At 66.6% G+C, this 23,867-nt stretch carries 18 protein-coding genes; 8 read left to right on the top strand and 10 right to left on the bottom strand.

Annotated features, from left to right (window positions below; genetic code table 11):
- Positions 1-12 precede the first annotated feature (12 nt).
- Together RMCB_RS01365 and RMCB_RS01370 are read right to left on the bottom strand one after the other, a co-directional pair.
- Complete coding sequence (locus tag RMCB_RS01365; RefSeq protein ID WP_062827322.1) at positions 13-3,720, bottom strand: multifunctional oxoglutarate decarboxylase/oxoglutarate dehydrogenase thiamine pyrophosphate-binding subunit/dihydrolipoyllysine-residue succinyltransferase subunit; 3,708 nt, start codon at positions 3,718-3,720, stop codon at positions 13-15.
- Positions 3,721-3,892: 172 nt separating this feature from the next.
- A complete protein-coding gene (locus tag RMCB_RS01370) occupies positions 3,893-4,642 on the bottom strand; it encodes a hypothetical protein (protein ID WP_029366622.1) in 750 nt (249 codons plus the stop codon).
- A 145-nt stretch (positions 4,643-4,787) separates the two neighbouring features.
- On the opposite strand from RMCB_RS01370, the gene RMCB_RS01375 reads away from it, so the two are divergent.
- On the top strand, positions 4,788-6,059 hold the full coding sequence (locus RMCB_RS01375; protein ID WP_062827323.1) for a multidrug effflux MFS transporter: 1,272 nt from the start codon (positions 4,788-4,790) through the stop codon (positions 6,057-6,059).
- A 91-nt stretch (positions 6,060-6,150) separates the two neighbouring features.
- Entirely contained in the window at positions 6,151-8,112 is a 1,962-nt protein-coding gene (locus RMCB_RS01380) for an MFS transporter (protein WP_062827324.1), read from the top strand.
- A 7-nt stretch (positions 8,113-8,119) separates the two neighbouring features.
- Here RMCB_RS01380 and RMCB_RS01385 read toward each other — a convergent pair whose 3' ends face one another.
- From RMCB_RS01385 to RMCB_RS01400, 4 genes are all read right to left on the bottom strand, one after another.
- On the bottom strand, positions 8,120-8,539 hold the full coding sequence (locus RMCB_RS01385) for a histone-like nucleoid-structuring protein Lsr2 (protein ID WP_029366626.1): 420 nt from the start codon (positions 8,537-8,539) through the stop codon (positions 8,120-8,122).
- The gene (locus RMCB_RS01390) at positions 8,527-11,961 is read right to left on the bottom strand and encodes a TM0106 family RecB-like putative nuclease (RefSeq protein WP_062827325.1); all 3,435 of its coding nucleotides are present in this window, start codon (positions 11,959-11,961) and stop codon (positions 8,527-8,529) included. Before RMCB_RS01390 ends, RMCB_RS01385 begins: the two co-directional genes overlap by 13 nt.
- Before the next feature lie 59 nt (positions 11,962-12,020).
- Complete coding sequence (locus tag RMCB_RS01395; protein WP_062827326.1) at positions 12,021-12,890, bottom strand: type IV toxin-antitoxin system AbiEi family antitoxin; 870 nt, start codon at positions 12,888-12,890, stop codon at positions 12,021-12,023.
- A gap of 108 nt (positions 12,891-12,998) precedes the next feature.
- Positions 12,999-13,523 (bottom strand): LppP/LprE family lipoprotein, encoded by a 525-nt coding sequence (locus tag RMCB_RS01400; RefSeq protein WP_276064597.1) that lies wholly within the window; start codon positions 13,521-13,523, stop codon positions 12,999-13,001.
- A 98-nt stretch (positions 13,524-13,621) separates the two neighbouring features.
- On the opposite strand from RMCB_RS01400, the gene RMCB_RS01405 reads away from it, so the two are divergent.
- From RMCB_RS01405 to RMCB_RS01415, 3 genes are read left to right on the top strand one after another with little or no spacing between them, the layout of a single operon-like run.
- A complete protein-coding gene (locus RMCB_RS01405; protein WP_029366631.1) occupies positions 13,622-15,337 on the top strand; it encodes a DEAD/DEAH box helicase in 1,716 nt (571 codons plus the stop codon).
- On the top strand, positions 15,334-16,482 hold the full coding sequence (locus RMCB_RS01410; protein WP_062827327.1) for an acyltransferase family protein: 1,149 nt from the start codon (positions 15,334-15,336) through the stop codon (positions 16,480-16,482). The genes RMCB_RS01405 and RMCB_RS01410 overlap by 4 nt, the downstream gene beginning before the upstream one ends.
- A 14-nt stretch (positions 16,483-16,496) precedes the next feature.
- A complete protein-coding gene (locus tag RMCB_RS01415) occupies positions 16,497-17,213 on the top strand; it encodes a siderophore-interacting protein (protein WP_062827328.1) in 717 nt (238 codons plus the stop codon).
- Position 17,214: 1 nt separating this feature from the next.
- Here RMCB_RS01415 and RMCB_RS01420 read toward each other — a convergent pair whose 3' ends face one another.
- The 4 genes from RMCB_RS01420 to RMCB_RS01435 all read right to left on the bottom strand — a co-directional run bounded on the left by RMCB_RS01420 (position 17,215) and on the right by RMCB_RS01435 (position 20,429).
- Positions 17,215-17,793, bottom strand: coding sequence for a TetR/AcrR family transcriptional regulator (locus RMCB_RS01420; protein WP_062827329.1), 579 nt, complete (start codon positions 17,791-17,793; stop codon positions 17,215-17,217).
- Positions 17,793-19,040 carry a cytochrome P450 gene (locus RMCB_RS01425; protein ID WP_062827330.1) on the bottom strand — a complete coding sequence of 416 codons (1,248 nt, stop codon included), beginning with the start codon at positions 19,038-19,040 and terminating at the stop codon, positions 17,793-17,795. The genes RMCB_RS01420 and RMCB_RS01425 overlap by 1 nt, the downstream gene beginning before the upstream one ends.
- A gap of 171 nt (positions 19,041-19,211) precedes the next feature.
- Positions 19,212-19,568 carry a DoxX family protein gene (locus RMCB_RS01430; protein ID WP_062827331.1) on the bottom strand — a complete coding sequence of 119 codons (357 nt, stop codon included), beginning with the start codon at positions 19,566-19,568 and terminating at the stop codon, positions 19,212-19,214.
- A gap of 249 nt (positions 19,569-19,817) precedes the next feature.
- Complete coding sequence (locus RMCB_RS01435) at positions 19,818-20,429, bottom strand: TetR/AcrR family transcriptional regulator (RefSeq protein WP_201028212.1); 612 nt, start codon at positions 20,427-20,429, stop codon at positions 19,818-19,820.
- A 124-nt stretch (positions 20,430-20,553) separates the two neighbouring features.
- On the opposite strand from RMCB_RS01435, the gene RMCB_RS01440 reads away from it, so the two are divergent.
- From RMCB_RS01440 to RMCB_RS01450, 3 genes are read left to right on the top strand one after another with little or no spacing between them, the layout of a single operon-like run.
- On the top strand, positions 20,554-21,396 hold the full coding sequence (locus RMCB_RS01440) for an alpha/beta fold hydrolase (RefSeq protein WP_062827333.1): 843 nt from the start codon (positions 20,554-20,556) through the stop codon (positions 21,394-21,396).
- Entirely contained in the window at positions 21,393-22,286 is an 894-nt protein-coding gene (locus RMCB_RS01445) for an alpha/beta fold hydrolase (protein WP_062827334.1), read from the top strand. The genes RMCB_RS01440 and RMCB_RS01445 overlap by 4 nt, the downstream gene beginning before the upstream one ends.
- 3 nt (positions 22,287-22,289) lie before the next feature.
- Positions 22,290-23,831, top strand: coding sequence for an FAD-dependent monooxygenase (locus tag RMCB_RS01450; RefSeq protein ID WP_062827335.1), 1,542 nt, complete (start codon positions 22,290-22,292; stop codon positions 23,829-23,831).
- Positions 23,832-23,867 lie beyond the last annotated feature (36 nt).

A 23,867-nucleotide genomic window follows, 5' to 3' on the forward strand; every position in this document is an offset into this window, starting at 1 on the left:
GCCAGCTACCGGCTACCCGAACGCGAGGTCGATGATCTCCTGCTGCTCCACGGCGTGCACCTTCGACGATCCGGACGATGGTGCGGACATCGCGCGCCGGGAGATGCGTTTGATGGGGTTGAAGTACTCGGGGAGCACTTCGGGCAGGGTGAGCCCGACTGAGGGCCAGGCGCCCTGGTTGGCGGGTTCTTCTTGGACCCAGTACTTGTCGGTGGCGTTCGGGTAGAGGTCCAGGGTTTGGGCCAGCCGGCGCTTGGGCAGCGGCGCGAGTTGTTCGAGCCGCACGAGGGCCACGTCGTCGCGCTTGTCCTTGACCTTGCGGGCGGCCAGGTCGTAGTAGATCTTGCCGCTGCACAACAGGATTCGGGTGACCTTACTGCGATCACCGTCACCGTCGGTGTAGGTGGGCTCTTCGAGCACCGAGCGGAATTTCTGTTCGGTGAAGTCGCGGATGTCGGAGACCGCGGCCTTGTTGCGCAGCATCGATTTGGGTGTGAACACGATCAACGGGCGTTGGATCCCGTCAAGGCCGTGGCGACGCAGCAGATGGAAGTAGTTGGCCGGCGTGGACGGCACCGCGATGGTCATCGACCCTTCGGCCCACAGCTGCAGGAACCGTTCGATACGCCCGGAGGTGTGGTCGGGGCCTTGGCCTTCGTGTCCGTGCGGCAGCAGCAACACGACGTTGGACAGCTGGCCCCATTTGGCCTCACCGGAGGAGATGAATTCGTCGATGATGGATTGCGCACCGTTGACGAAGTCACCGAACTGGGCTTCCCAGAGCACCATGGCGTCGGGGTTGCCCACCGAGTAGCCGTATTCGAAACCGACGGCGGCGTATTCGGACAGCGCCGAGTTGTACACCAGGAACCGGCCGCCGGTGGGGGTGCCGTCGGTGTTGGTGGCCAGCAGTTGCAGCGGGGTGAACTCCTCGCCGGTCTTACGGTCGACGATGACGGCGTGGCGCTGGGTGAACGTGCCACGCTGGGTGTCCTGGCCGCTCAACCGGACCAGTTTGCCTTCGGAGACCAGGGAACCCAGGGCGAGCAGTTCGGCGAAGGCCCAGTCGATCTTGCCTTCGTAGGCCATCTCCCGACGCTTCTCCAGCACCGGCTTGACGCGCGGGTGCACGGTGAACCCCTCGGGCAGGGCCAGGTGCGCGTCGCCGATCCGGGCCAGCAACGATTTGTCGACCGCGGTCGCGAGCCGTTGCGGGATCTGCTGATCGGCTTCCACCGATTCGCTCGGTTCGGCGGCGTGCTTCTCCAGTTCGCGGACCTCGTTGAACACCCGCTCCAGCTGACCCTGGTAGTCGCGCAGGGCGTCTTCGGCTTCCTTCATCGAGATGTCGCCGCGGCCGATGAGGGATTCGGTGTAGGCCTTGCGAGAACCACGCTTGGTGTCGATGACGTCGTACATGTAGGGCTGGGTCATCGACGGGTCGTCGCCTTCGTTGTGACCGCGGCGGCGGTAGCACAGCATGTCGATGACGACGTCTTTCTTGAACGCCTGGCGGAAGTCGATGGCCAGCCGCGCCACCCAGGCGCAGGCTTCGGGGTCGTCGCCGTTGACGTGGAAGATCGGCGCGCCGATCATCTTCGCGACGTCGGTGCAGTACTCGCTGGACCGCGAATCCGTTGGCGCGGTGGTGAACCCGATCTGGTTGTTGACCACGATGTGGATGGTGCCGCCCGTGCGATACCCCTTGAGCAACGCCAGATTGAGGGTTTCGGCGACCACGCCCTGCCCGGCGAACGCCGCGTCGCCGTGCAGCATCAGCGGCACCACCGGGAAGGTTTGGGACCCTTCGGCGTCGGCGCCGTTGTCGAGCAGGTCCTGCTTGGCCCGCACCAGGCCCTCCAGCACCGGGTCGACGGCCTCCAGGTGGCTCGGGTTGGCAGTCAGCGACACCTGAATGTCGTTGTCGCCGAACATCTGGATGTAATTCCCCGAGGCCCCGAGGTGGTACTTCACATCGCCGGAGCCGTGGGCTTGCGACGGATTGAGGTTGCCCTCGAACTCGGTGAAGATCTGGCTGTAGGGCTTGCCGACGATGTTGGCCAGCACGTTGAGCCTGCCGCGGTGCGGCATGCCGATGATGACCTCATCGAGGCCGTGTTCGGCGGCCTGGTCGATCGCGGCGTCCATCATCGGGATGACGGTTTCCGCGCCTTCCAGTGAGAAACGTTTCTGCCCAACGTATTTGGTTTGCAGGAAGGTCTCGAACGCTTCGGCGGCGTTGAGCTTGGACAGGATGTACTTCTGCTCGGCGACCGTGGGCTTGGCGTGCTTGACCTCGATACGCTCCTGCAGCCACTTCTGCTGTTCGGGTTCGAGGATGTGGGTGTATTCCACGCCGACATGGCGGCAGTAGGCATCGCGCAGCAGGCCGAGGATGTCGCGCAGTTTCATGTATTGCTTGCCGGCGAACCCGTCGACCTTGAACGCCCGGTCCAGATCCCACAGGGTCAGGCCGTGAGTGTTGACGTCCAGGTCGGGATGGGAGCGGAAGCGGGTCTTGTCCAGCCGCAGCGGATCGATGTCGGCCATCAGATGCCCGCGGTTGCGGTAGGCCGCGATCAGTTCGATGACGCGCGCGTTCTTGTCGGCGATCGAGTCGGGGTTGTCGGTGCGCCACCGCACGGGCTCGTACGGGATGCCCAGTTCGCGGAAGATCTCGTCGAAGAACTCGTCGTCGAGCAGCAACTGGTGGATGGTGCGCAGGAAGTCGCCGGATTCCGCACCCTGGATGATGCGGTGGTCGTAGGTCGAGGTCAGGGTGATCAGCTTGCCGATGCCGACCTCGTTGATGCGTTCTTCGCTCGCACCCTGGAACTCGGCCGGGTACTCCATGGCGCCTGCGCCGATGATGGCGCCCTGCCCGGCCATCAGGCGGGGCACGGAGTGCACGGTGCCGATGGTGCCGGGGTTGGTCAGCGAGATGGTGACGCCGGAGAAGTCCTCTGCGGTGAGTTTGCCGTCGCGGGCGCGCCGGACGATGTCTTCGTAGGCGGCGATGAACTGGCCGAAGGCCATGGTTTCGCACTTCTTGATGGCGGCGACGACCAGTTGGCGGTTGCCGTCCTTGCCGGGCAGGTCGATGGCCAGGCCGAGGTTGGTGTGCGCCGGCGTGACCGCATTCGGTTTGCCGTCGATCTCGGCGAAGTGCCGGTTCATGTTCGGGAACTTCTTGACCGCCTGCACGATCGCGTAGCCGAGCAGGTGGGTGAAGCTGATCTTGCCGCCGCGGGTGCGTTTGAGATGGTTGTTGATCACGACGCGGTTGTCGATCATCAACTTCGCCGGGATGGCCCGCACGCTGGTCGCGGTGGGTACCTCCAGCGAGGTGTTCATGTTCTTCACCACAGCAGCCGCAGCACCGCGCAACACCTGCGACTCATCACCCTCGGCCACCGTCACCGACTTTGCCGGCTTGGGTGCGGGAGCCGCCGGGGCGGCAGCGGCGGCCGGCGCCGCTGGAGTAGCCGGGGCGGGAGCCGCCGGGGCGGCCGGGGCCGGGGGAGCAGCCGGGGTGGCGGGCGCGGCGGGCGTCGCCGACTGGCCGTTGGCGGCCGTAGCGTCGGTCGCTGGTTCGGGGGAGTAGTCGACGAGGAACTCGTGCCAACTCGGATCCACCGACGATGGATCCTCGCGGAACTTGCGATACATCTCCTCGACCAACCACTCGTTCTGCCCGAATGGTGAAGGTGAACTGGTCACGGCAGCTGCTCGCCTCGATTCTTGGTCTCGGCAAGCCGTGGCAAGGGGGCTCGCCGCTCGTCTTTTCGTTGTGTCTGCGGTGACCTGCGTGACCGCCGTCTAAAGGCTAGCGCCTCCGAGCCGACGGCGACCAGGCACCGCCCATCTGGGCAGGACGTGTTGTCGCGGGCCCTCAGGACTGTGCGGACGGCAGCACATGCAGGGTTGCGGGCCACCTCGGCGGGGGTGGCCCGAACGCCTTCTGTGCGTTGCCGATGATCTTCTTACCCATGAGCCGGTTGCCCACGCCACCGACGACGGCGCCGATGCCGACCGGCAGCATCTTGCCCAGCGCCATGGCGCCGCGCTTGAGGGTGTACTTCTTGACGAAGAACCGCACCAGTCGCGAATTGAGCTGGGACACCGCGGGTAATGGCAGCGTTGCTGCACCGTCGGACAGCCAGGCCCCGCTGGTCCGCCCGGAGCCAAGAAGGTCGGCGATCGCGTGCTTGCTGTCCTCGCCGACGAGCACCGCGAGCACCAGGGCACGTCGGCGCTCTTTGTGGTCGGCGGGGATGCCGTGGACCTCGGCGACGGCGAGCACGAACACCGACGTCGCCTCCAGGAACACCACGGTCTCACCGGCCACCGCGGACAGCGCCGTAAGGGTGCCGATACCGGGGAACGCCGCGGCCGAGCCGACCGCTGCGCCGCTGGCCATCACGGCGGCGAGGTAGTGCTTTTCCAGCCGGGTGATGATCTCGGCGGGGGTGGCGTTGGGCCGCTGATTGCGCAGCCGGTCGACGTAGGCCTTGACCGCGGGCGCCTGCACGCGGGCGCTGCGCTCCAGGATCGCCGACAGCACCTTCGCCGCAGCGCTGGGATCCTCGTCGGCTCCATCGCGGACTGCCGGCAACTGTTTCTTGGTGGACCGAGCGCTCACTTCGGGGCCTCCCCACGTGCGGACCGACAAACATCGGCTGAATGTCCAGGCTAACCCTTGGGGAACGTGCGGCGACGGGTGCAGGGTTTCCGTCCGTGACACCTGTCACGGAATAAAAAACTGCGATGCGTGGCTAACCATTTCCATGGCATCATCGCCCCACGTGGACGAGACGACAGCCAGCCAGAATCCCGGCGTGAGCCGCACCCGCATGATTCTGGTGTTGGGCGCCCTGATCGCCCTCGGCCCACTGACCATCGACATGTATCTGCCCGCGCTGCCGAAGATCGCAGACGAGCTCTCGGTGTCGTCGTCGATCGCTCAGCTCACGCTCACCGGAACGCTCGCAGGCCTGGGATTGGGCCAGCTCATCGTGGGTCCGCTGTCGGATTCACTGGGCCGGCGGCGGCCGCTGATGGGCGGCATCGTGCTGCACATGCTGGCGTCGCTGCTCTGTGTCTTCGCCCCGAACATCGCAACTCTCGGCGTCGCGCGCGGCCTGCAGGGCATGGGCGCGGCCGCTGCCGCGGTGGTGGCTGTCGCGGTCGTCGGTGACCTGTTCGCGGGTTCGGCCGCTGCCACGGTGATGTCCCGGCTGATGCTGGTGCTGGGCGTGGCGCCGGTGCTCGCGCCGTCACTGGGCGCGGCCGTGCTGCTGAAGGGTTCGTGGCACTGGGTGTTCGTCGCGCTGGTGCTGCTGGCCGGTGCGCTGTTGCTGATGGCCGTGTTCGCGCTGCCGGAAACGCTGCCGGTGTCGCATCGGCGCCCGTTGCACGTCGGCAGCATTCTCGCCACCTATGCCGAGCTGCTGCGCGATACGCGCTTCGTCATCCTGGTGCTGGTCGCCGCCCTCGGCATGTCCGGTTTGTTCGCCTACATCTCGGCGGCGCCGTTCGTGCTGCAGGGCCGCTTCGGGCTTGACCAGCAAGCGTTCGCGCTGGTGTTCGCTGCGGGTGCGGTCGCGCTGATCGGGTCGACGCAGTTCAACGTGGTGCTGCTGCGGCGCTTCACCCCGCAGGCGATCACCGTGGCGGCGCTGGCGGCGGCTTCGGTCGCCGGGTTGTTGTTCATCGGGCTCACGCTCGCCCAGGTCGGCGGGCTGGCCGGATTCATCGCACCGGTGCTCGCCATCCTGGCGGCCATGGGTCTGGTGATCCCGAACGCCCCTGCGATCGCGCTGTCACGTCATCCCGATGCGGCAGGGACCGCCGCCGCGCTGCTCGGTGCCGCCCAGTTCGGGCTCGGTGCGGCGATCGCGCCGCTGGTCGGCGCATTGGGCAACGGGGCGCTGGCGTTGTCGGTGGTGATGACGCTCGGTGTGGTGATCGCGCTGTCCGCGTTGCTGGCCGTCGGCTTGCGACGCGGTGAAGAGACTGTGGGCGACATCGTTCCCGCAGCCGTCGCCGAACCTGCCTGACGGGTCTCCACCGGCACGCCGACTTGTCGGGAGGGGGGTGGGTCCGTAGCGTCGGCGGGGGCCAGTTCGTTGCCGTCCCCTCACTGATCACATGTTCGAGACCTTGAACGCCCGGTTCGCGGGCCGCACTGCCAGCCACAACCCGTGGAACGCGTTGTGGGCGATGATGGTCGGCTTCTTCATGATCCTGCTCGACGCCACCATCGTGGCCGTCGCCAATCCGACCATCATGCAGCGGTTGGGCGCCGACTACGACGGCGTGATCTGGGTGACCAGCGCGTACCTGCTGGCCTATGCCGTGCCGTTGCTGGTGTCGGGCCGGCTCGGCGATGTGTACGGACCGAAGAACCTCTACCTGGCCGGGCTGGCGCTGTTCACCGTGGCGTCGCTCGCCTGTGGGCTCGCGGGCAGCATCGAGATACTGATCGCCGCGCGCGTCGTCCAGGGGATCGGTGCGGCCTTGTTGACGCCGCAGACCCTCTCGACCATCACCCGCATCTTCCCGCCCGAGCGGCGGGGCGTCGCCATGAGTGTGTGGGGCGCCACCGCGGGGGTGGCCACGCTCGTCGGCCCGCTCGCCGGCGGCGTCCTGGTCGGTGGTCTCGGCTGGCAGTGGATCTTCTTCGTCAACGTGCCGATCGGCATCATCGGCTTCGTTCTTGCCCTCTGGCTGGTGCCCGTGCTGCCGACCGCGCCGCACGAGTTCGACCTGCTCGGTGTGACGTTGTCCGCGGTCGGCATGTTTCTCATCGTGTTCGCGCTGCAGGAAGGACATGCGCACCACTGGGCGCCGTGGGTGTGGGGCGCGCTGGCGGCCGGGGTCGGGGTGATGGTCGGCTTCGTCTACTGGCAGTCGGTCAACTCCGCCGAACCGCTGATACCCCTGCGCATCTTTGCCGACCGCGATTTCAGCCTGGCCAATATCGGTGTGGCCACCATCGGCTTCGCCGTGACGGCGATGATCCTGCCGCTGATGTTCTACTCGCAGTCGGTGTGCGGCCTGTCGCCGACCCGGTCGGCACTGCTGGTCGCGCCGACCGCGATCGCCAGCGGTTTGCTGGCACCGTTGGTGGGCCGCATCGTGGACCGCTCGCATCCGCGGCCGGTGGTCGGTTTCGGCTTCGCCGCCATGGCCGTCGGCCTGACCTGGTTGTCGATCGAGATGACCCCGGTCACGCCGATCTGGCGGCTGGTGCTGCCGCAGGTGCTGATGGGCGTCGGTATGGCATTCATCTGGTCGCCGCTGGCCGCGACCGCGACCCGCAATCTGTCGCCGAGCCTCGCCGGCGCCGGGTCGGGTGTGTACAACGCCACCCGGCAGGTCGGCTCGGTGCTGGGCAGTGCCGGCATCGCGGCCTTCATGACGTGGGAGATCGGCAGGCAGATGCCGGGCCCCGCGGTGGTGCAGGCCCGCGCCGAGACTGCCGTGACGGTGCTGCCCGGGTTCCTGCACGAGCCGTTCGCCACGGCCATGGCCCAGTCGATGCTGCTGCCCGCATTCGTCGCGCTCTTCGGTGTGGTCGCGGCGTTGTTCCTGCGTGGCTCGGGTGACCGTCCGGATGTCGTCGAAGACAGCTACGCCGACGAGGTCGATGACGTCGATGACGACGACGAACCGACCGAGGTGCTGCGCGTGGTGGGCCCGGTCAACCAGTACCTGCCCGACTATCCCGACGACGACGAGTACATCGAGTACACCGTGGAGTGGGACGACGAACACGAGTACGAGCCCGAGCCCGAGTACGAGCCTGCGCCCGCACCCGATCCCGTCACCGAGCCGCTGAGCACCCCCGCACCGCCCGCGGCCACTGCCGCGGAAGAGGACGAGGACCCGTGGCAGGCAATTCTGAACCGGCTCATGGCCGACATGCCCGAGAATTCGTCAGACGAGCTGATCGGCCATGCGCACAACGGGTTTCACGTTGATGCCGGGCAGCATTTCCGGCCCTTGGAGCCGCCGAGCGGGGAACACCGCCGAGTCAACGGCAATCACTACGGCGGGGACCCCGACGACAACCCGTCGTACGGCAGGCATTCGCGGCCGGGGGATTAGCGCGACGTCAGTGCGCGGCGTTGTAGGCATCCATGATGGACGCCGGGATGCGGCCGCGCCGGGAGACGTTATGGCCGTTGGCCACGGCCCACTCGCGCACTGCCCGCACATGCTCGGGTCCCGACGGCGCGGCGGCGGCGGCTTTACGTGACGCGGCCTTGCGCTGCGGGGCTGCCTTGGGCTTGGCCGACTGTCGCGGTTCCGGCCGGGCCTTCTTGCGGGCGGCCCTGGCGTCGCGGGTCTGCGCTTTCTTGGCCGCGGTGATGTAGCGAGCCATGTCCTTGTCGAACTGGGCGCCGTTCTTGGTGGTCAAGACGAGCGAGTAGTCCTGCCCGCGATATGAAAACTCAACGGTGTCAACGACGTCTGCGTCGATTTCCACCCCGTCGAGGTCGTCGACGTACTCGATTGTCACTATCTTGCCCACGCAGATTCCTTCGGCTCGGTGAACTCTTTTGTTCTGAGAGTACCGAGCCCGAGAAATGCACCCAATTCGACGACGCCTGCCGGAGTGGCGGGCAGATAATCGGTGAGCGCCGCCGAACGCACGATCACGGCGGTGTATTTGGCCCGGCTCACCGCCACGTTGAGGCGATTCCGGTTGAGCAGGAACGAGATTCCGCGGGGTACATCGTCGATCGACGACGCCACCATGGAGATGAAGACCACGGGTGCCTGCTGGCCTTGAAACTTGTCGACCGTGCCGGCCCGAACTTCGGTCAATCCGGCGGCGTCGAGCCGTTGGCGCACCATCACCACCTGCGCGTTGTACGGCGTCACGACCAGCACCTGCTCCTGGGTCAGCGGGCCGCTGCCGCTCTCGTCGGTCCATGTCGTCCCGAGCAGCCGCGAGATTTCCGCCACGATGGCGTCGGCTTCCTCGGGACTGTCGGTGGCGTTGCCGTCGTGCTCGAGCGTCAGCAGTCGCACCCCGGGCTCGTAGCCGTCGAGTCTGCGGGCCGCGGTGACCGCGTCCACCGAATGCAGCCGGCCGTCATAGGACAAGCGCGACACCGCCGCACACACCGCGGGGTGCATGCGGTAGGAGCGGTCCAGGAAGTAGCCGAGCTCCGCGGGCAACGTGTGGTGCTCGCCCACCAGCCAGCCCAGCGCCGAGGTGTCCACCGGTTCGGGGTGAGTGCCCGCGCTGACCTGAGGCAGCTGCTGTGGATCACCCAGCAGTAGCAGATTGGCCGCAGCAGGCGCCACGGCGATGGTGTTGGCCAAGCTGTACTGCCCGGCTTCTTCGACGACCAGAAGATCGAGGCTGCCCGGCGGCACCCGCGTCGCATTGGCGAAATCCCATGCCGTACCGCCGATCACGCAACCCTCGTGTTCGGAGATGAACGCCGGATAGTCCTTCTCGTCGAGCTCGGTCCAGCAGGGATTGTCGCTGCGGCCCTTCTTGGCGACCCGGGCGGGGTCGACACCGGCCTTGACGATATCGCGAAACAGATTCTCCACCACCGCATGCGCCTGCGCCACCACGCCGATGCGCCAATGGTGGAGATTGGCCAGCTTCGCGATCACCGCCGCGGCGGTATAGGTCTTGCCGGTTCCGGGTGGGCCGTGCACGGCCAGGTAGGACGAGTCCAGACCCAGCAGCGCGGCGGTGATCTGCTCCTCGACCGGTCGGTCATCGTGGGGCAGGGCGGTGCCGCTGCGGGTGCGCGGCGGCCGACGCAACAGCACGTCGATGACACCGGTGGCAGGCAATCGCGGCAGGCTCGCGGCGATCTGGGCCGCGGTGGCTTCGATCGATTCTCGCAGGGCCGTGGTGCGGATCGGCGGCCCCGGCGTCAGCGCGAACGGGGTTTGATCGAACACCGTGCCGCCCTTGGGTTCCCGCTCGGTGATCACGACTTCGGTTGGGGCTGCGGCGTCGTCGCACTCGAGTACCTGTACCGATCCGAACGCCCGGCGCTGCGGATCATCGGTGAGACCGTCGGGGGCGGGGGGATCGTAGAGGGCATACATCTCGCGGCTCAGCTCGCCGTTGGCCAGCATGCCGCGTAGCAATACCTGTCGCTGCGGTTTGCGGGCCCGTGGCGGGGTGTGCCAGTCCGTGACGACGGTCGCCTCCTCGGCTACGAAAACCCCTGTGCTGTCTGCCCATTCGTCGACCGGGTGGTTCAGCCGGTCGAAATGTCCCCACCAGTAGGGCTTGTCCTCGCGGCGGTGGTAGCCGCGGGCGGCCGAGATCATCGCCACGGCCTGCTGTTCGGGTTTTCGTTCGGCGTCGCCGACGAAGCGGCGCAGGGTGCGGGCCAGTTGGTCTTCCGGTTCGGTCGGCCCTCCATCGGCCACGGGTTGGGCACCCAGCGGTGGCACGCTCGACTCGATGGCCCGGTTGATGAGCCAGTCCCGCAGCTTGCGGGTGGACGTGCAGTCGTACCGGTTGTAGTCCTCGATCTCCTTGAGGACGACGGCTGCGTCGTCGTGGCGGCCCTCGGTGCGCAGCGCGCAATATTTCGCGTACTGGGTGATGGAGTCGGTGGCAGTGGTGACGTCGCCGCTGCGCAGCTGCGCCCCCATGTACAGCGGCTCAAGTGATTTGAGGCTGTAGTTCTTGGTGCCTATGCGAATGCTCTTGCGTACCAACGGGTACAGGTCAACGAGGATGCCGTTGCGCAGCAGTTCGTCGACGGCGTCCTCGCCCTCACCGTAGCGCCCGGCCAACCGCAGCAGCGCCGTCTTCTCGTAGGCCGCGTAGTGGTAGATGTGCATGTTCGGATAGCGCTTGCGCCGTTGCCGCACCAACTTGAGGAAGTCGCGCAGGGCTTGGCGTTCCTCGGCACGGTCGTGCGCCCACAGGGGGTGAAAGTCCTCGGCCTTGGTGCCGAGCACGCCGAACATGTACTCAAGACCCCACTGTTTGCCGTCGTCGGTCCACAGCGGGTCGCCCTCGAAGTCGAAGAACAGATCGCCCTTGTCCGGGTCGGGCAATTGCATCAGCGGCGCGGCGTCGACCACTTCGAACGGTGGTCTGCCATCGACCCGGTCGGCACGTTGCAACCGTGCCTGCGCGGTCAGGTTGGCCAGGATGCGGGGGTGCAGATCGGGCACGGGGCCCTCGTGGCGGGCCAGTTCGGCGACCGTGGTGACCCCCGCGTCGATCAGCCGCGCCCGCTGGGTCACCCTCATGCCTGCGACCACCAGCAGATCGTCGTGTGCGCTGACCTGCTCGGCGCACTCCGGGCAGCGGAAGCACGCCCGCACGTCGTCGGCCCAGCTGACGGGCTTGCCGGCCGCGAGGTGCTCGTCGAGCAGCCGCTGCAGGGCCTCGCGGCGCGGCCGGTAGACGCCGAGCAGCTCGTCGACCGGGTAGGAGGCCACGGCGCCGTCACCCAACACCAGCTCGACCTCATCGGACACCGGCACACCCGCGGCGGTCAGCGCCTGGTTGTACGCCGCGAGCTGCAGCAGCGCCTCGACCTTGACCGAGCGGGCCAGTTTGGTGTCGCGCAGCCGGTAGCGCTCGCCGTCGAACATCAGGAAGTCGGCGAACCCCGCGAACCGGCCGTCGAACATGGCGGCCTGATAGATCACCGGGGCGCGGTTGCGCACGGCGTCCAGCGTCTGTTCGGTCGCGGCGGTGAGCCCCGCGACGGTGTAGGCGGGCCGGCCGATGACCGTCACCGAGGTGTCGGCGCGCAGCTCGTCGAGGTGACGCTGCTCGTGCTCATCGCCGAGTTGGGCGGTGCGAGCAAGCAATTCGTCGTCACCGGTCGGCGCGGGGCCCCAGCCGAGGCGGGCGTCGAACGAGCGCAGCAACGCGTACTCGCAGCGGGCCGCGGCCGCGAGGTCCGAGGCGCTGTAGATGACCACGCGGTCCTCGGTGACGAACACGTTGTCACTGTAGGTGAGTGGCCCGACAGCGGCGGTCCGCGAAACAGTGTTGAGGGTTGTTACGCCGCCATCTTTGCGACCATGGCTTCACGCTCGCGTCGATTCCATGCTTCGCGCACCCGATCGAGGATGTCGCGGGGACGGTCCTCCTTGATCACCCGGATGTGCAGCCAACCCTGGCGACGTACTTTCCGTATGCGCTTCGCGTCCCACACATACCGGCTCCGATCGGCCTGATGCTGCTCCCCGTCGTATTCGAGCCCGATCATCATGTCCTCCCAGCCCATGTCGAGGTAGGCAAACGGGAACCCATCGGGTTCGAGCACAGGGATCTGGGTCCGTGGCCGCGGATATCCGGCGTCGATCACCAGCAGCCGGAGCCAGGTTTCCTTTGGAGATTGGGCACCGGCGTCCATCAGGTCGAGCGCTTCGCGCGCCCGGCGTACTCCCCGCGCACCCCGATAGCGCTCGATGAGTGGCTGCACGTGTTCAGAAGCCACACCGGTCGCTCGTGCCAGCGCGTCGAGATGGGCCACCGCGGCGCCCCGTGGTAGATACCGGCCGAGGTCCAGTGCTGTTCGCGCGATGGTGGTGACTGCCACCCCGTTGATCGCGGCCACCTCGTCGTCGGCCAATCGGTCGTTGTGCGTCACGATGCCGTGCGGCGGTCGGTTGTTGCGCCAGATGAGTTCGACGGGAGAGTCCTCGTCGACATACTCGGCGCCGTGTAGCGCCGCCGCAGCCCGACCGGTGATCACGGCCCGCTGCCCCGACCACAACCAGGCGCCGACCGTACTGGCATAAAGCGATGGATCGGCGATACGCGGTTGGTAAATGTCGGGAAATATCGACCGATATGCCGCCCGCAGGCGGCCCCTCGTCAGTTCGCCACGCGCTACCGCTTCACTGCCTACGAATATCGTCCCCATAGCGGGATCGTGGTCGAGTGGTCCGACAAGCCCCGCCAAAATGAAGCCATGGCTGCGCAGGTGTGGATTTAGCGACCACCACGGCTGTTTCGCGAAGAATGCCCGCCCTCAGGTATTGCCCATCAGCTCGACACCGTTGCCGTTCCACCGAAACTTCACGACGCTGGCCAGGCCGTGGAAGCCGCCGGAGTACTGCAGCGCGACGGTGTCGCCGGTGCTGGTGGTCTTGTCGATGCCGTTGAACCCGTAGGTGTCGGGCACCCCGGTCGGGATGAACTTGCCGAGGTGGAAGAGCACGGCGCGGGTGTTCGGGTTCGGGGCGTTGGTGTTGGCCCGCACGATGATGGCCGACAACTGCGCGCACTCGTTGTAATTGCCTGCCAGCGGCTCCGGGCTCCAGGCCTGATTGCTGCGCGGATCGCGGGGGAGCTCGGAGACTGCACGGGCGATCTCGGGCGCGGCGAGATTGACCGCACACGGATCCGGCTCCGCGGTCGTCGGCTTCGGCGGTGCCGCTGCCGTCGCCGCCGACGTGGTCGTCGGGGCCGGATTGGCCGTCGGCTCCGGCGTTTTGGAGACGGTGGAATCCCCCGAGCCGCATCCCGCCACCACGAGCACAGCCGCCGAGATCATCAAGATCTCTTTCACAGTTGGGCAACCTACCCTGATCGTTGCGGCGGATCGGGCAGGCGCGGCGGCTTGTCCGCCAACTAGCACTAGACTCTGTCCCGATGACCTCGACAGATTCGGACACCGGAGACGCCGAGCCGACGTTTGCCGACCTGCAGATTCACCCCTCGGTGCTGCAGGCCGTCACCGACGTCGGCTACGAGTCGCCCTCGGCGATCCAGGCCGCCACTATTCCACCGATGCTGGCCGGCTCCGACGTCGTCGGCCTGGCGCAGACGGGCACGGGCAAGACCGCTGCCTTCGCCATCCCGATCCTGTCCAAGATCGACACGTCGAGCAGGGCCACCCAGGCCCTGGTGCTGGCGCCGACGCGCGAACTCGCCCTGCAGGTGGCCGAGGCGTTCGGCCGTTACGGCGCGCATCTGCCCGAGATCAATGTGCTCGCGATTTACGGCGGCTCGTCCTACGGGCCGCAGCTCGCCGGGCTCAAGCGCGGCGCGCAGGTGGTGGTGGGCACGCCAGGCCGGGTGATCGATCACCTGGAGAAGGGCCGGCTGGACCTGTCCCGCCTCGACTACCTCGTGCTCGACGAGGCCGACGAGATGCTGCAGATGGGCTTCGCCGAGGATGTCGAACGCATCCTCGCCGACACCCCCGAGTACAAGCAGGTCGCGTTGTTCTCGGCGACCATGCCCCCGGCCATCCGCAAGATCACCAGCAAGTACCTGCATGATCCGGTCGAGGTCACGGTCAAGGCGAAAACCGCCACGGCCGAGAACATCTCGCAGCGCTTCATCCAGGTGGCAGGCCCGCGCAAGCTCGATGCGCTCACCCGCGTGCTCGAGGTCGAACCGTTCGACGCGATGATCGTGTTCGTCCGCACCAAGCAGGCCACCGAGGAGGTCGCCGAGCGGCTCAAGGCGCGTGGTTTCTCGGCGGCCGCCATCAACGGCGACATCGCGCAGGCTCAGCGGGAACGCACCATCGCGGCGCTCAAGGACGGCAAGCTCGACATCCTGATCGCGACGGACGTCGCCGCCCGCGGGCTGGACGTGGAGCGCATCAGCCACGTCGTCAACTACGACATCCCGCACGACGTCGAGTCCTATGTGCACCGGATCGGCCGCACCGGGCGGGCCGGGCGTTCGGGCGCGGCGCTGCTGTTCGTGACGCCGCGCGAACGCCATCTGCTCAAGTCGATCGAGAAGCACACCCGGTCCAAACTGGTCGAATCCGAGCTGCCCAGCGTCGACGACGTCAACGCGCAGCGGGTCGCGAAGTTCCGCGATTCCATCACCGACGCACTCAGTGCGCCCGGGATCGAGCTGTTCCGCCGGCTGATCGAGGACTACGAGCGCGACAACGACGTGCCGCTGGCCGACATCGCCGCGGCGCTGGCGCTGCAATCGCGCGACGGCGAGGCGTTCCTGATGGTCGAGCCGCCACCGGAAAAACGCCGGGAGCGTGCCGAGCGGCCGGCGCGTGACGACGGGCCGCCACGCAAACGGCATGAGACCCGCAGCGACCTGGCGACCTACCGCATCGCGGTGGGCAAGCGGCACAAGGTCGCGCCCGGGGCCATTGTCGGCGCCATCGCGAACGAGGGTGGGCTGCACCGCAGCGACTTCGGCCACATCTCGATCCGGGTCGATCATTCGCTCGTCGAACTGCCCGCGAAGCTGCCCCGCAGTGTGTTCAAAGCCCTTGAGAACACCCGTATTCAAGGCGTGCTGATCGATCTTCAGCCGGACCGTCCCCAGCGCCGGGACCGCGACCACCAAGGCGGTGCATCCAAACCCCACCGGAAGGCCAAGTGACGCTGTCCAAGGGCGTCAAAGGGCTACCCGACCAGGGTGGGCTGGAATCCGTTTCCACCACCGACCGCGTGGCCTCGCTGACCGGTATCCGGGCCGTCGCCGCGACGCTGGTGGTGCTCACCCACGCGGCGTACACCACGGGCAAGTATGGGCAGGGCTACCTGGGCCTGGTGTACTCGCGGGCCGAGATCGGGGTGCCGATCTTCTTCGTGCTGAGTGGGTTTCTGCTGTTCCGGCCGTGGGTGAAAGCGGCCGCAACCGACGGTGAGTGGCCGTCCGTGCGTCGCTACGCCTGGCATCGGGTGCGACGCATCATGCCCGCGTACGTGGTCACGGTGCTCATCGCCTACGTGCTCTACCACTTCCGCACGGCCGGGCCGAATCCCGGGCACACCTGGTACGGATTGTTCCGCAACCTCACGCTGACCCAGATCTACACCGACAACTACTTGTTCGCGTTCCTGCATCAGGGCTTGACGCAGATGTGGAGCCTCGCCGTCGAGGCCGCGTTCTATGTGGTGCTGCCGCTGCTGGCCTACCTGCTGCTGGTGGTGCTGTGCCGGCGCCGGTGGCGGCCGGGCCTGCTGCTGGCCGGTCTGGTGGTGCTGGCCGCGGTGTCGCCGGTCTGGCTGACCATCGTGCACCGCACGACGGGGCTGCCCGATGGCGCGCGGTTGTGGCTGCCGACGTACCTGGCGTGGTTCGTCGCGGGCATGGTGCTGACGGTGTTGATGCAGCTGAAGGTCCGCGCTTACGCCATGGCGTGCCTGCCGGTGGCGGCGGTCAGTTACTTCATCGTGTCGACGCCGCTCGGCGGGGCGCCGACGACATCGCCGGCCGGGCTGGGTGAGGCGCTGGCCAAGACCGTGTTCTACGCGGTGATCGCGGCGCTCATGGTGGCTCCGCCGGCGTTGGGGGACCGGGGCTGGTACGTGCGGCTCCTGGCCAGCCGGCCGATGGTGTTTCTCGGGGAGATCTCCTACGAGATCTTCCTGATCCATCTGATCATCATGGAACTGGTCATGGTCGAGGTGCTGGAGCATCCGGTGTACACGGGATCGATGATCAACCTGTTCGTCGCCACGATGGTGTTCACCGTCCCGGCGGCCTGGCTCTTGCACCGATTCACCCGCGTCAGAAATTAGGTTATGCTTACCTTATGGATTCAACCGGTAAGCAGGCATCGCGCGGACTGGAAGGCGCACTGGTGCGGCTGTGCCGCGGTGGCGACTACGAGCTGAAGGTCGTCGGCCGTACCGAGTTGACGTCGAACTACCTGCGGTTGCATTTCACCGCCGAGCGGCTGCTCGCCGAGCAGCGACTGCACCCCACAATGTGGGTCCGCGGGTGGTTTCCCGACGGCGGCAAGGCGCATCAGCGCGGCTACACGCTGGTCAACCCGGACCCCGAGGCGGGCACCGTCGACATCGACTTCGCGATGCACGACGGGGTGGCGACCCGATGGGCCGCAGGAGCGGGCCCTGGCGACATCCTCGAGGTGACGGTGCTGGGCAGCAACTTCGCCCTCCCGGAACCGCAGCCGGCCGGCTACGTCATCGTCGGTGACGCCGCGTCGCTGCCTGCCATCAACTCCCTGCTCGACGCGATCGGCGACGCCCCTGCCCGAGTGTTTCTCGAAGCCGGCCACGATGACGATCCGGAGCTGCCGATCACCGGAGCGGCCGACGTCACATGGGTGGACCGCGACGGCGACGGCCTGCTGCAGGCCGTCAGCTCGTGTGCGTTCGACGCGGCCGATCACTTCGGCTGGGTGGCGTGCAACAACCGCACGACGCGCGAGGTGGCCCGGGTGTTCCGCGAGCAGTACCGCATCCCGCGCAGGAACATCAAGGCGCAGGCGTACTGGGCGGCCTGATTCAGTCCGCCGGTTGGTGCGCCGGCACCACCAGGGGTGCCACGAATTCCGCCAGCATGGCCCGCTCGTCGGCTTCGTCGAGGCCGGGGAAGACCAGTAGTGACACCATGACGCGGACCAGCCAGCGGGCGCGACGCTCGATCCCCTCGCCACCACTGCCCAGCGACCGCACGAACGCCTCGACCAGAGCCCGGATCACCTCGGAGTGCTCGGCCATCTCACCGCCGATGGGCGGCGAGGCCGTGGCGAACCACGATGACAACGCCGGACTGTCGCGCACAGCCCGCAGCCCGGTCACGACGCCTTCGATCAGCCGTTGCGTCGGGTCGCTCACCCCGGCGACCTGTCGGGTCAGTTCTTCGTAGAGCCGACGCGCCTCCCGGTGCACGTACGCCGTGTACAGCGCCTCGCGGTTCTCGAAATAGCGGTACAGCGTCGCGCGGGAACAGCCTGCGGCCGTGGCGATTTCGTGCATCCCCACGGTCGCGGCGTCCTGCTGCGTGAACAGCTCGTCGGCGGCGTCGAGGATCCGGTCGGCCGCCACCTCGGAGCGGCGCGCGGCCAGCCAGTCGCCGGCCATCACGCGCCGGCCCGGAACGGCACCGACAGAGGGCGCCGCACATAGCTGCCTCCTGCCCACACCACGGCGTCAAGGTCTACCTCGAAATCCGGGCAGCGCGACAGCAATTCGGTCAATGCCACCCGCGATTGCATCCGGGCGGCGGCCGCCCCCAGGCAGAAATGTGCGCCGTGGCTGAACGTCAGGATATTACGGGGGTTGCGACGGACGTCGAGTTCGGCTGCGTCAGGCCCGAATTCGCGCTCGTCGCGGTTGCCCGACCCGTACAGCAGCAGGGTCCTGCGGCCCGCGGGAATGGTGGTGTCACCGATGGTGACGTCGCGGGTCGTGGTGCGGGCCAGGCCCTGCACCGGCGACGTCAGCCGCAGGAACTCGTCGACCGCCTCGGGAATCAGCGTCGGATCTTCTACCAACAGCCGCCGCTGATCGGGCCGCTGCTGCAGCAATTGCACTGCGCCACCGAGCATTCCGGTGGTCGTGTCGTTACCGCCGGTGACCATGGTGAAGGTGAACGCCAGGATCGACAGCACTCCCGAGATGTCCCCGTCAGCGCCCACCCCCGCCGCCACCAGATGCGAGATGGTGTCGTCGGCCGGCTCGGCTCGGCGGCGTTCGATCAGCTCGGCGAAGTAACCGGCCATCGCCGTGACGGCATCGGTGGCGCTGCCCAGCGCGCCTGCGATCCCGTCGGGTGATGTGTTGGCGGCGACGATCGCTTCGGTCCAGCCGTCGAATCGAGCCCGGTCGGCTTCGGGCACACCGAGGTAATGCGCGACGACCATCGACGGCAGCGGTTTGAACAAATCGGTGACGATGTCGCCGCCGCCGTTGGCGCGCAGTCGGTCCAACCGGGATACGACGAACTCCCGCACCTTTGGTTCGACGGCCTCGACCTGGCGCGGGGTGAAGCCGCGGGAGACCAGCTTGCGGAACTCGGTGTGCACGGGCGGGTCCTGCATGACGAACGGCGGGTTCGCGGCCAGCCCGATCATCTCCATGTCGCCATAGGTGACGGTCAGGCCCTGGGCCGACGAGAAGGTCTCGTGATCGCGTGCGGCCGCCCAGATGTCGGCGTGCCGGGACAGCACGTAGTAGTCCTGATCGGGACGATCGACGGGCACCACGTGGTGGACTGGATCGTGTTCGCGCAGTGCGGCATACATCGCCCATGGGCTCGCCCAGGTGTCGGCATTGGCGAGTTCGAAGCGCACCGGGGACTCAGACCGTTGAGACAGAGAAGCTGTCATGTCTCATTCCTACGACAGACTGTGAGTCTGTGTCAATAGCTGTTCGATCCCGGCAACTTTGGTGTTGTTGTCGGCATTCGACTGTTCGTGGCCGACCAAGGGTTTCCGGTGAACGTGCCTCCATGCCCCAGGCGCTGGAACTTCACCATGAAGTCTCAATTGTTAGGGGATTTACCGGATCGCGGGTACGGCCGCCAACACTATGACGACGGCGACCGCGGCGGTCGCGACGGCCGGGAGCATTGCCACGATCTTGTCTTGTGCCTTGATGTGGTAGCCGACAGCGCCGCACATTTGGAGGCACACTGCAACACCGGTCACGACCGATAGCGTTGGGAAAGCGATTCCGAGCAAGAGGCCCACGGCGGCGGCGATCTGGGAGATTCCTATCATCCGATCCAGGGCAACACTCACGCCAAGATGCTCGGCACTGGTGCGAACGGCGCCAATTTGTAGAACCTTTGGTACTCCGCTCGCGGCCATCTCCAGCGCCAACACGATGGACGCAACGATGAATGCGGTATGCATGACACTCCGGTTCTTGTGCGGCAGTCGGTTTGAGGGCGCGGGCGTTCATGGCGGTGATTCGGTGCCGCAGGCGAATCCGGCTCGACGCATTTATTTGTGGATACATCGTATCCATTAAATGTCGGGACATCAACCATGGCGCGGTGGCCAGGTTGCCCTCATGGAGCATTTCGTTCTCGCGCGTCGATGTCAGCCACCGCTTCGGCCGACCGCCGTCGCCATGTCGGAGTCGGGACGGCTATCGGTCCGTCATGCGTCGTCGAGCAGCTGTGTCAGGCCGTTGAGGATCAAATCCAACCCGAGGCTGAACTCGCGGTCCAGGCCGACCGGCAGGTGGTCGGCCACGGCGACGGTGGCGGGATAGGACTGTGGATCCTGGGCGCGCCAGGTTTCGGGGAGCTCGGCGTCGTCGTCGGTCGCGTGCTCGCCGAGTTGGATGGCGAATCCAAGGACGTAACGCGCCACTGTCGCGTAGGCCTGTGCGGCCAGCTCAGAACCGAACCCTGCATCCAGCAACACCGCCAGCATCACTTCGCGCTGCCGCATTGCATTGGGTCCCATCGGGATTCGCCCGGCTAGCAACCGCGGAACGTGCGGGTGCGAACGGAAGACTTCGAACATCGTGCGTGCGACCGTTTCCACGGACTGCTGCCACGGCATTTCGCGTACCGCGGCCACATCGATATCGGCCGCACCGAGCACGGCGTCGATGACATGGGCGGTCAGTTGCGCACGCGACTTGAAATGCCGGTAGAGGGTGGCAGTGCCCGAATCCAGGCGCTGGGCCAGTGCCCGCATGGACAACGCCTCGGCGCCGTCCTCGTCGACCATCGCGGTGGCTGCGGCGACGATGCGCTCCACTGGGACGGCAGGGCGTCCTCGCGACCGTGGGGTCGACTGCTGCGCCGCTTTCGAAGTCGGGGTCACCGACTCAGTATCACTGACCCTTGACACCCAACATAATTATGGCGACACTGTATCCATTATGTCTGTTCGCGATATCGATGTTCACCCGGACTCGCGCTTCGCCGCAGTCGACGGGATGCGGATCCATTACCGACGGTCGGGGGAGGGTCCGACGGTGGTGCTCCTGCACGGCAGCGCGTCCTCGCTGTACGGGGTGGAGGCCGTCGCCCAACGACTATGGGTGTCCTTCGACGTGATTCGCTTGGACCTACCTGGTTTCGGCGTAACGGGGCCGCGCCCCGATCGCGACTACCGCGTCGTCACCTACGCGGCGACGCTCGCCAGGTTCTTGGACGTCATCGGCGTCGAGCGATGCGCCTTGGTGGGGAATTCGTTGGGCGGCAACATTGCCTGGAATCTTGCCCTCGACCATCCCGAGCACCTGCAGCTGACCGGTTTGGTATTGATCAACGCGACGGGCTATCCGGACAAGGAACCGCCCGCCGCAATGGCATTGGCGCGCAACCCGGTAGTCGGGCGACTGCTGCGGTGGTTCATGCCCCGGCGCGCTGTCGAGCGCAGCCTGCGCCAGGCCGTCGGGCCGAACTCGGACATTGTCGACGCCGCGATGGTGGATCGCGCGCACCGGTTGTGGAACCGGGCCGGCAACCGGTCGGCGTTCGTGGATTTTCTGACCACCGACCAGCCCGACCGCAGCGGTGAGATTCCCCATATCGACGTGCCTACGCTGGTGCTGCGCAGTGCCGACATGGATGGCCAACACTTCGCCCGCGACATCGTCGGAAGTGCCGAGAAGGTCCATCCCGACGGCGGACATCTGCTGCCCGAGGAGGACCCGGCTTGGGTGGCCGACGCGATCACCGAGTTTCTACACTCCCGCCCGGCAAGGAACGCCCGATGAAGTACTTCGTCGCAGCCGGAGAAGACCGCCGACTGGACGCCGCCACGCGGGGTCGTCTTCGCGGTAGTTACATTGAATTGAGCGATGGTGTAACGCATTACGAGTTGGCTGGGCCTGACGGCGGCGATGTCGTCGTGCTGGCCGGCGGGCTGGCCATTCCGTTGTTCTACTGGGACGCATTGGCTGCGGAGTTACATGCCCGCGGACTGCGCACACTGGCCTACAGCGGCTACGGGCGCGGCTACTCCGACCGTGTCATCGCCCGCTATGACGAGACGCTGTTCGTCCGTCAACTCCGCGAGCTCGTCGAGCACCTCGACCTACCCGCCTCCTACCACGTGGTGGGGACGTCGATGGGTGCGCTGATCGCCATGGCGTATGTAGGTCAACACGTCGGCAGCGCGGCCACTCTGGCGCTGGTGGGCCCTGCCGGGCTGAGCCGTCAACCCGTTGCGCCGAAACTGTTGCTGGGCAACGACATCGCGGCCGGCGTGATCGCCAAGCGGTTTGGGCGGCGCATCCTCGAACGGCATCTGGGACACAATGTGGCAGACGCCGACCATGCCGCCGCACTGGCGGAGATGATCGGTGAGGCCTCACGATACGAAGGTTCGATCTACGCATTTTTCGAGACGCTGCAACACTTTCCGCTGTTCGATCGCGCCGAACTCTACCGGCACACCGGCACGCTTCGCCTGCCCACGCACCTGATCTGGGGCCGCGACGATCACGTCACCCCGATCGGCAGCCTGGGTCGGGTCCGTGAACTGCTTCAGCCCAGCCAATGCCACGTCATCGATGACTGCGGCCACATGGCTCCGTTTGAACGTCCTCGTGTTGTCGCCGACCAACTCGCGACTTTCTACGACACCTTCCACAGATCGGCTTGACCAATGACAACACCAAGCATCATCACAGACGTCTTGATCGTCGGCGCGGGGCCCGCCGGTACCGCGCTTGCGATCGACCTCTTACGCCGCGGTGTGGCGGTACGTCTCGTGGACAAGGCGCCACATGCCTTCGACGGTTCCCGCGCCAAAGGCATCCAGCCCCGCACCCTCGAGGTTCTCGACGATCTGGGCGCGTTGCCCGACATCCTCGACCAAGGTGCCCTCTACCCACCGATGGGAATCCATCTCGGCCCGATCACCATCCCTTTCACGATGATGGCCAAGGGAAAGCGTGGTCCCGATGTCCCATACCCCGACACCTGGCTCATCCCGCAGCACCGTACCGACCGCGCGCTGCATGCTCAGTTCGAATCCCTCGGGGGACGCGTCGATTTCAGCACTGAGCTGCTGGATTTCACCGACCACGGCACACATGTCACCGCACGCGTCACGACCACCGATGGTGCCGAGGACATCTCCGCGCGATACCTTGTCGGCGCCGACGGCGGCGCCAGCCGGGTCCGCAAGGTCCTCGGCGTCGAGTTCAGCGGCTCCACCGACGAGGCCGATCGCATCCTCATCGTCGACGCAGCCGTCTCTGGTGGACTGTCTCGCAAGTACTGGCACGTGTGGCCCGGACTCAAAGGACGCTTCGTGGGCGCTTGCCCGCTGCCGCATAGCGACACATTCCAGTGGATGATCCGACTTTCACCGAACGAACAACCGCCGGAAGACCTGCCCAAGATCAACGCGCGCATCCAAGCCCATACCCACAACAAGCGCCTCGTGCTGCGAGACATCCAGTGGCAGTCGGTGTTTCGACCCAACATTCGGCTGGCTCAGAACTACCGCCGCGGCCGTGTACTGCTGGCCGGTGACGCCGCCCACGTTCACACCCCCGCCGGCGCCCAGGGCCTCAACACCGGGATCGGCGACGCCTACAACCTGGGCTGGAAACTCGGTCAAGTCCTTGCAGGAGCAGACGATCGGCTCCTCGACACCTATGAACAGGAGCGCCGGCCCGTCGCAGCCGGTGTGCTCGGGCTATCCACCAAGAAATACGAAGGCATCGGCAAGTTCGACCCCTCCAGCATTCGGCGCGGCAAGGACGAGAAGCAACTCGGCCTGTCTTATCACGGCGGGCCACTGGCGCCGCTGGTCGCCGACCGCACCGAGACGCTGCGCGTCGGCGATCGTGCGCCAAATGCTGATGTCGTCGACGCGGACGGCAACGGCGTGCGGCTGTTCGACGCCTACCGCGGACCTCACTTCACCGCCATTGCATACGGCGCGCATGCCGCCGACGCGTTGGCGAGACTCGACTGGCCAGCCGCCGGTGCGCGACTCAACCGCGTCATCGTCGACACCGACCCCACCGGACAATTCGCCGAGATCTACGGGTTGTCCCGAGACACGTTGTTGCTGATCCGGCCGGACGGCTACATCGGCCACATCGCCATCCACAACATCGCCGAAACAACAGGCGCCGCTGCCCAATCCATGACGCCGCACATCGTGGCATCAGCGCCATCGAAGCGGTCATGATCGCGTAGGCGCTCACGTCGGACTGTCAAGCCGCGA

The sequence above is a fragment of the Mycolicibacterium brisbanense genome, assembly GCF_001570425.1.
GTDB lineage: Bacteria > Actinomycetota > Actinomycetes > Mycobacteriales > Mycobacteriaceae > Mycobacterium > Mycobacterium brisbanense.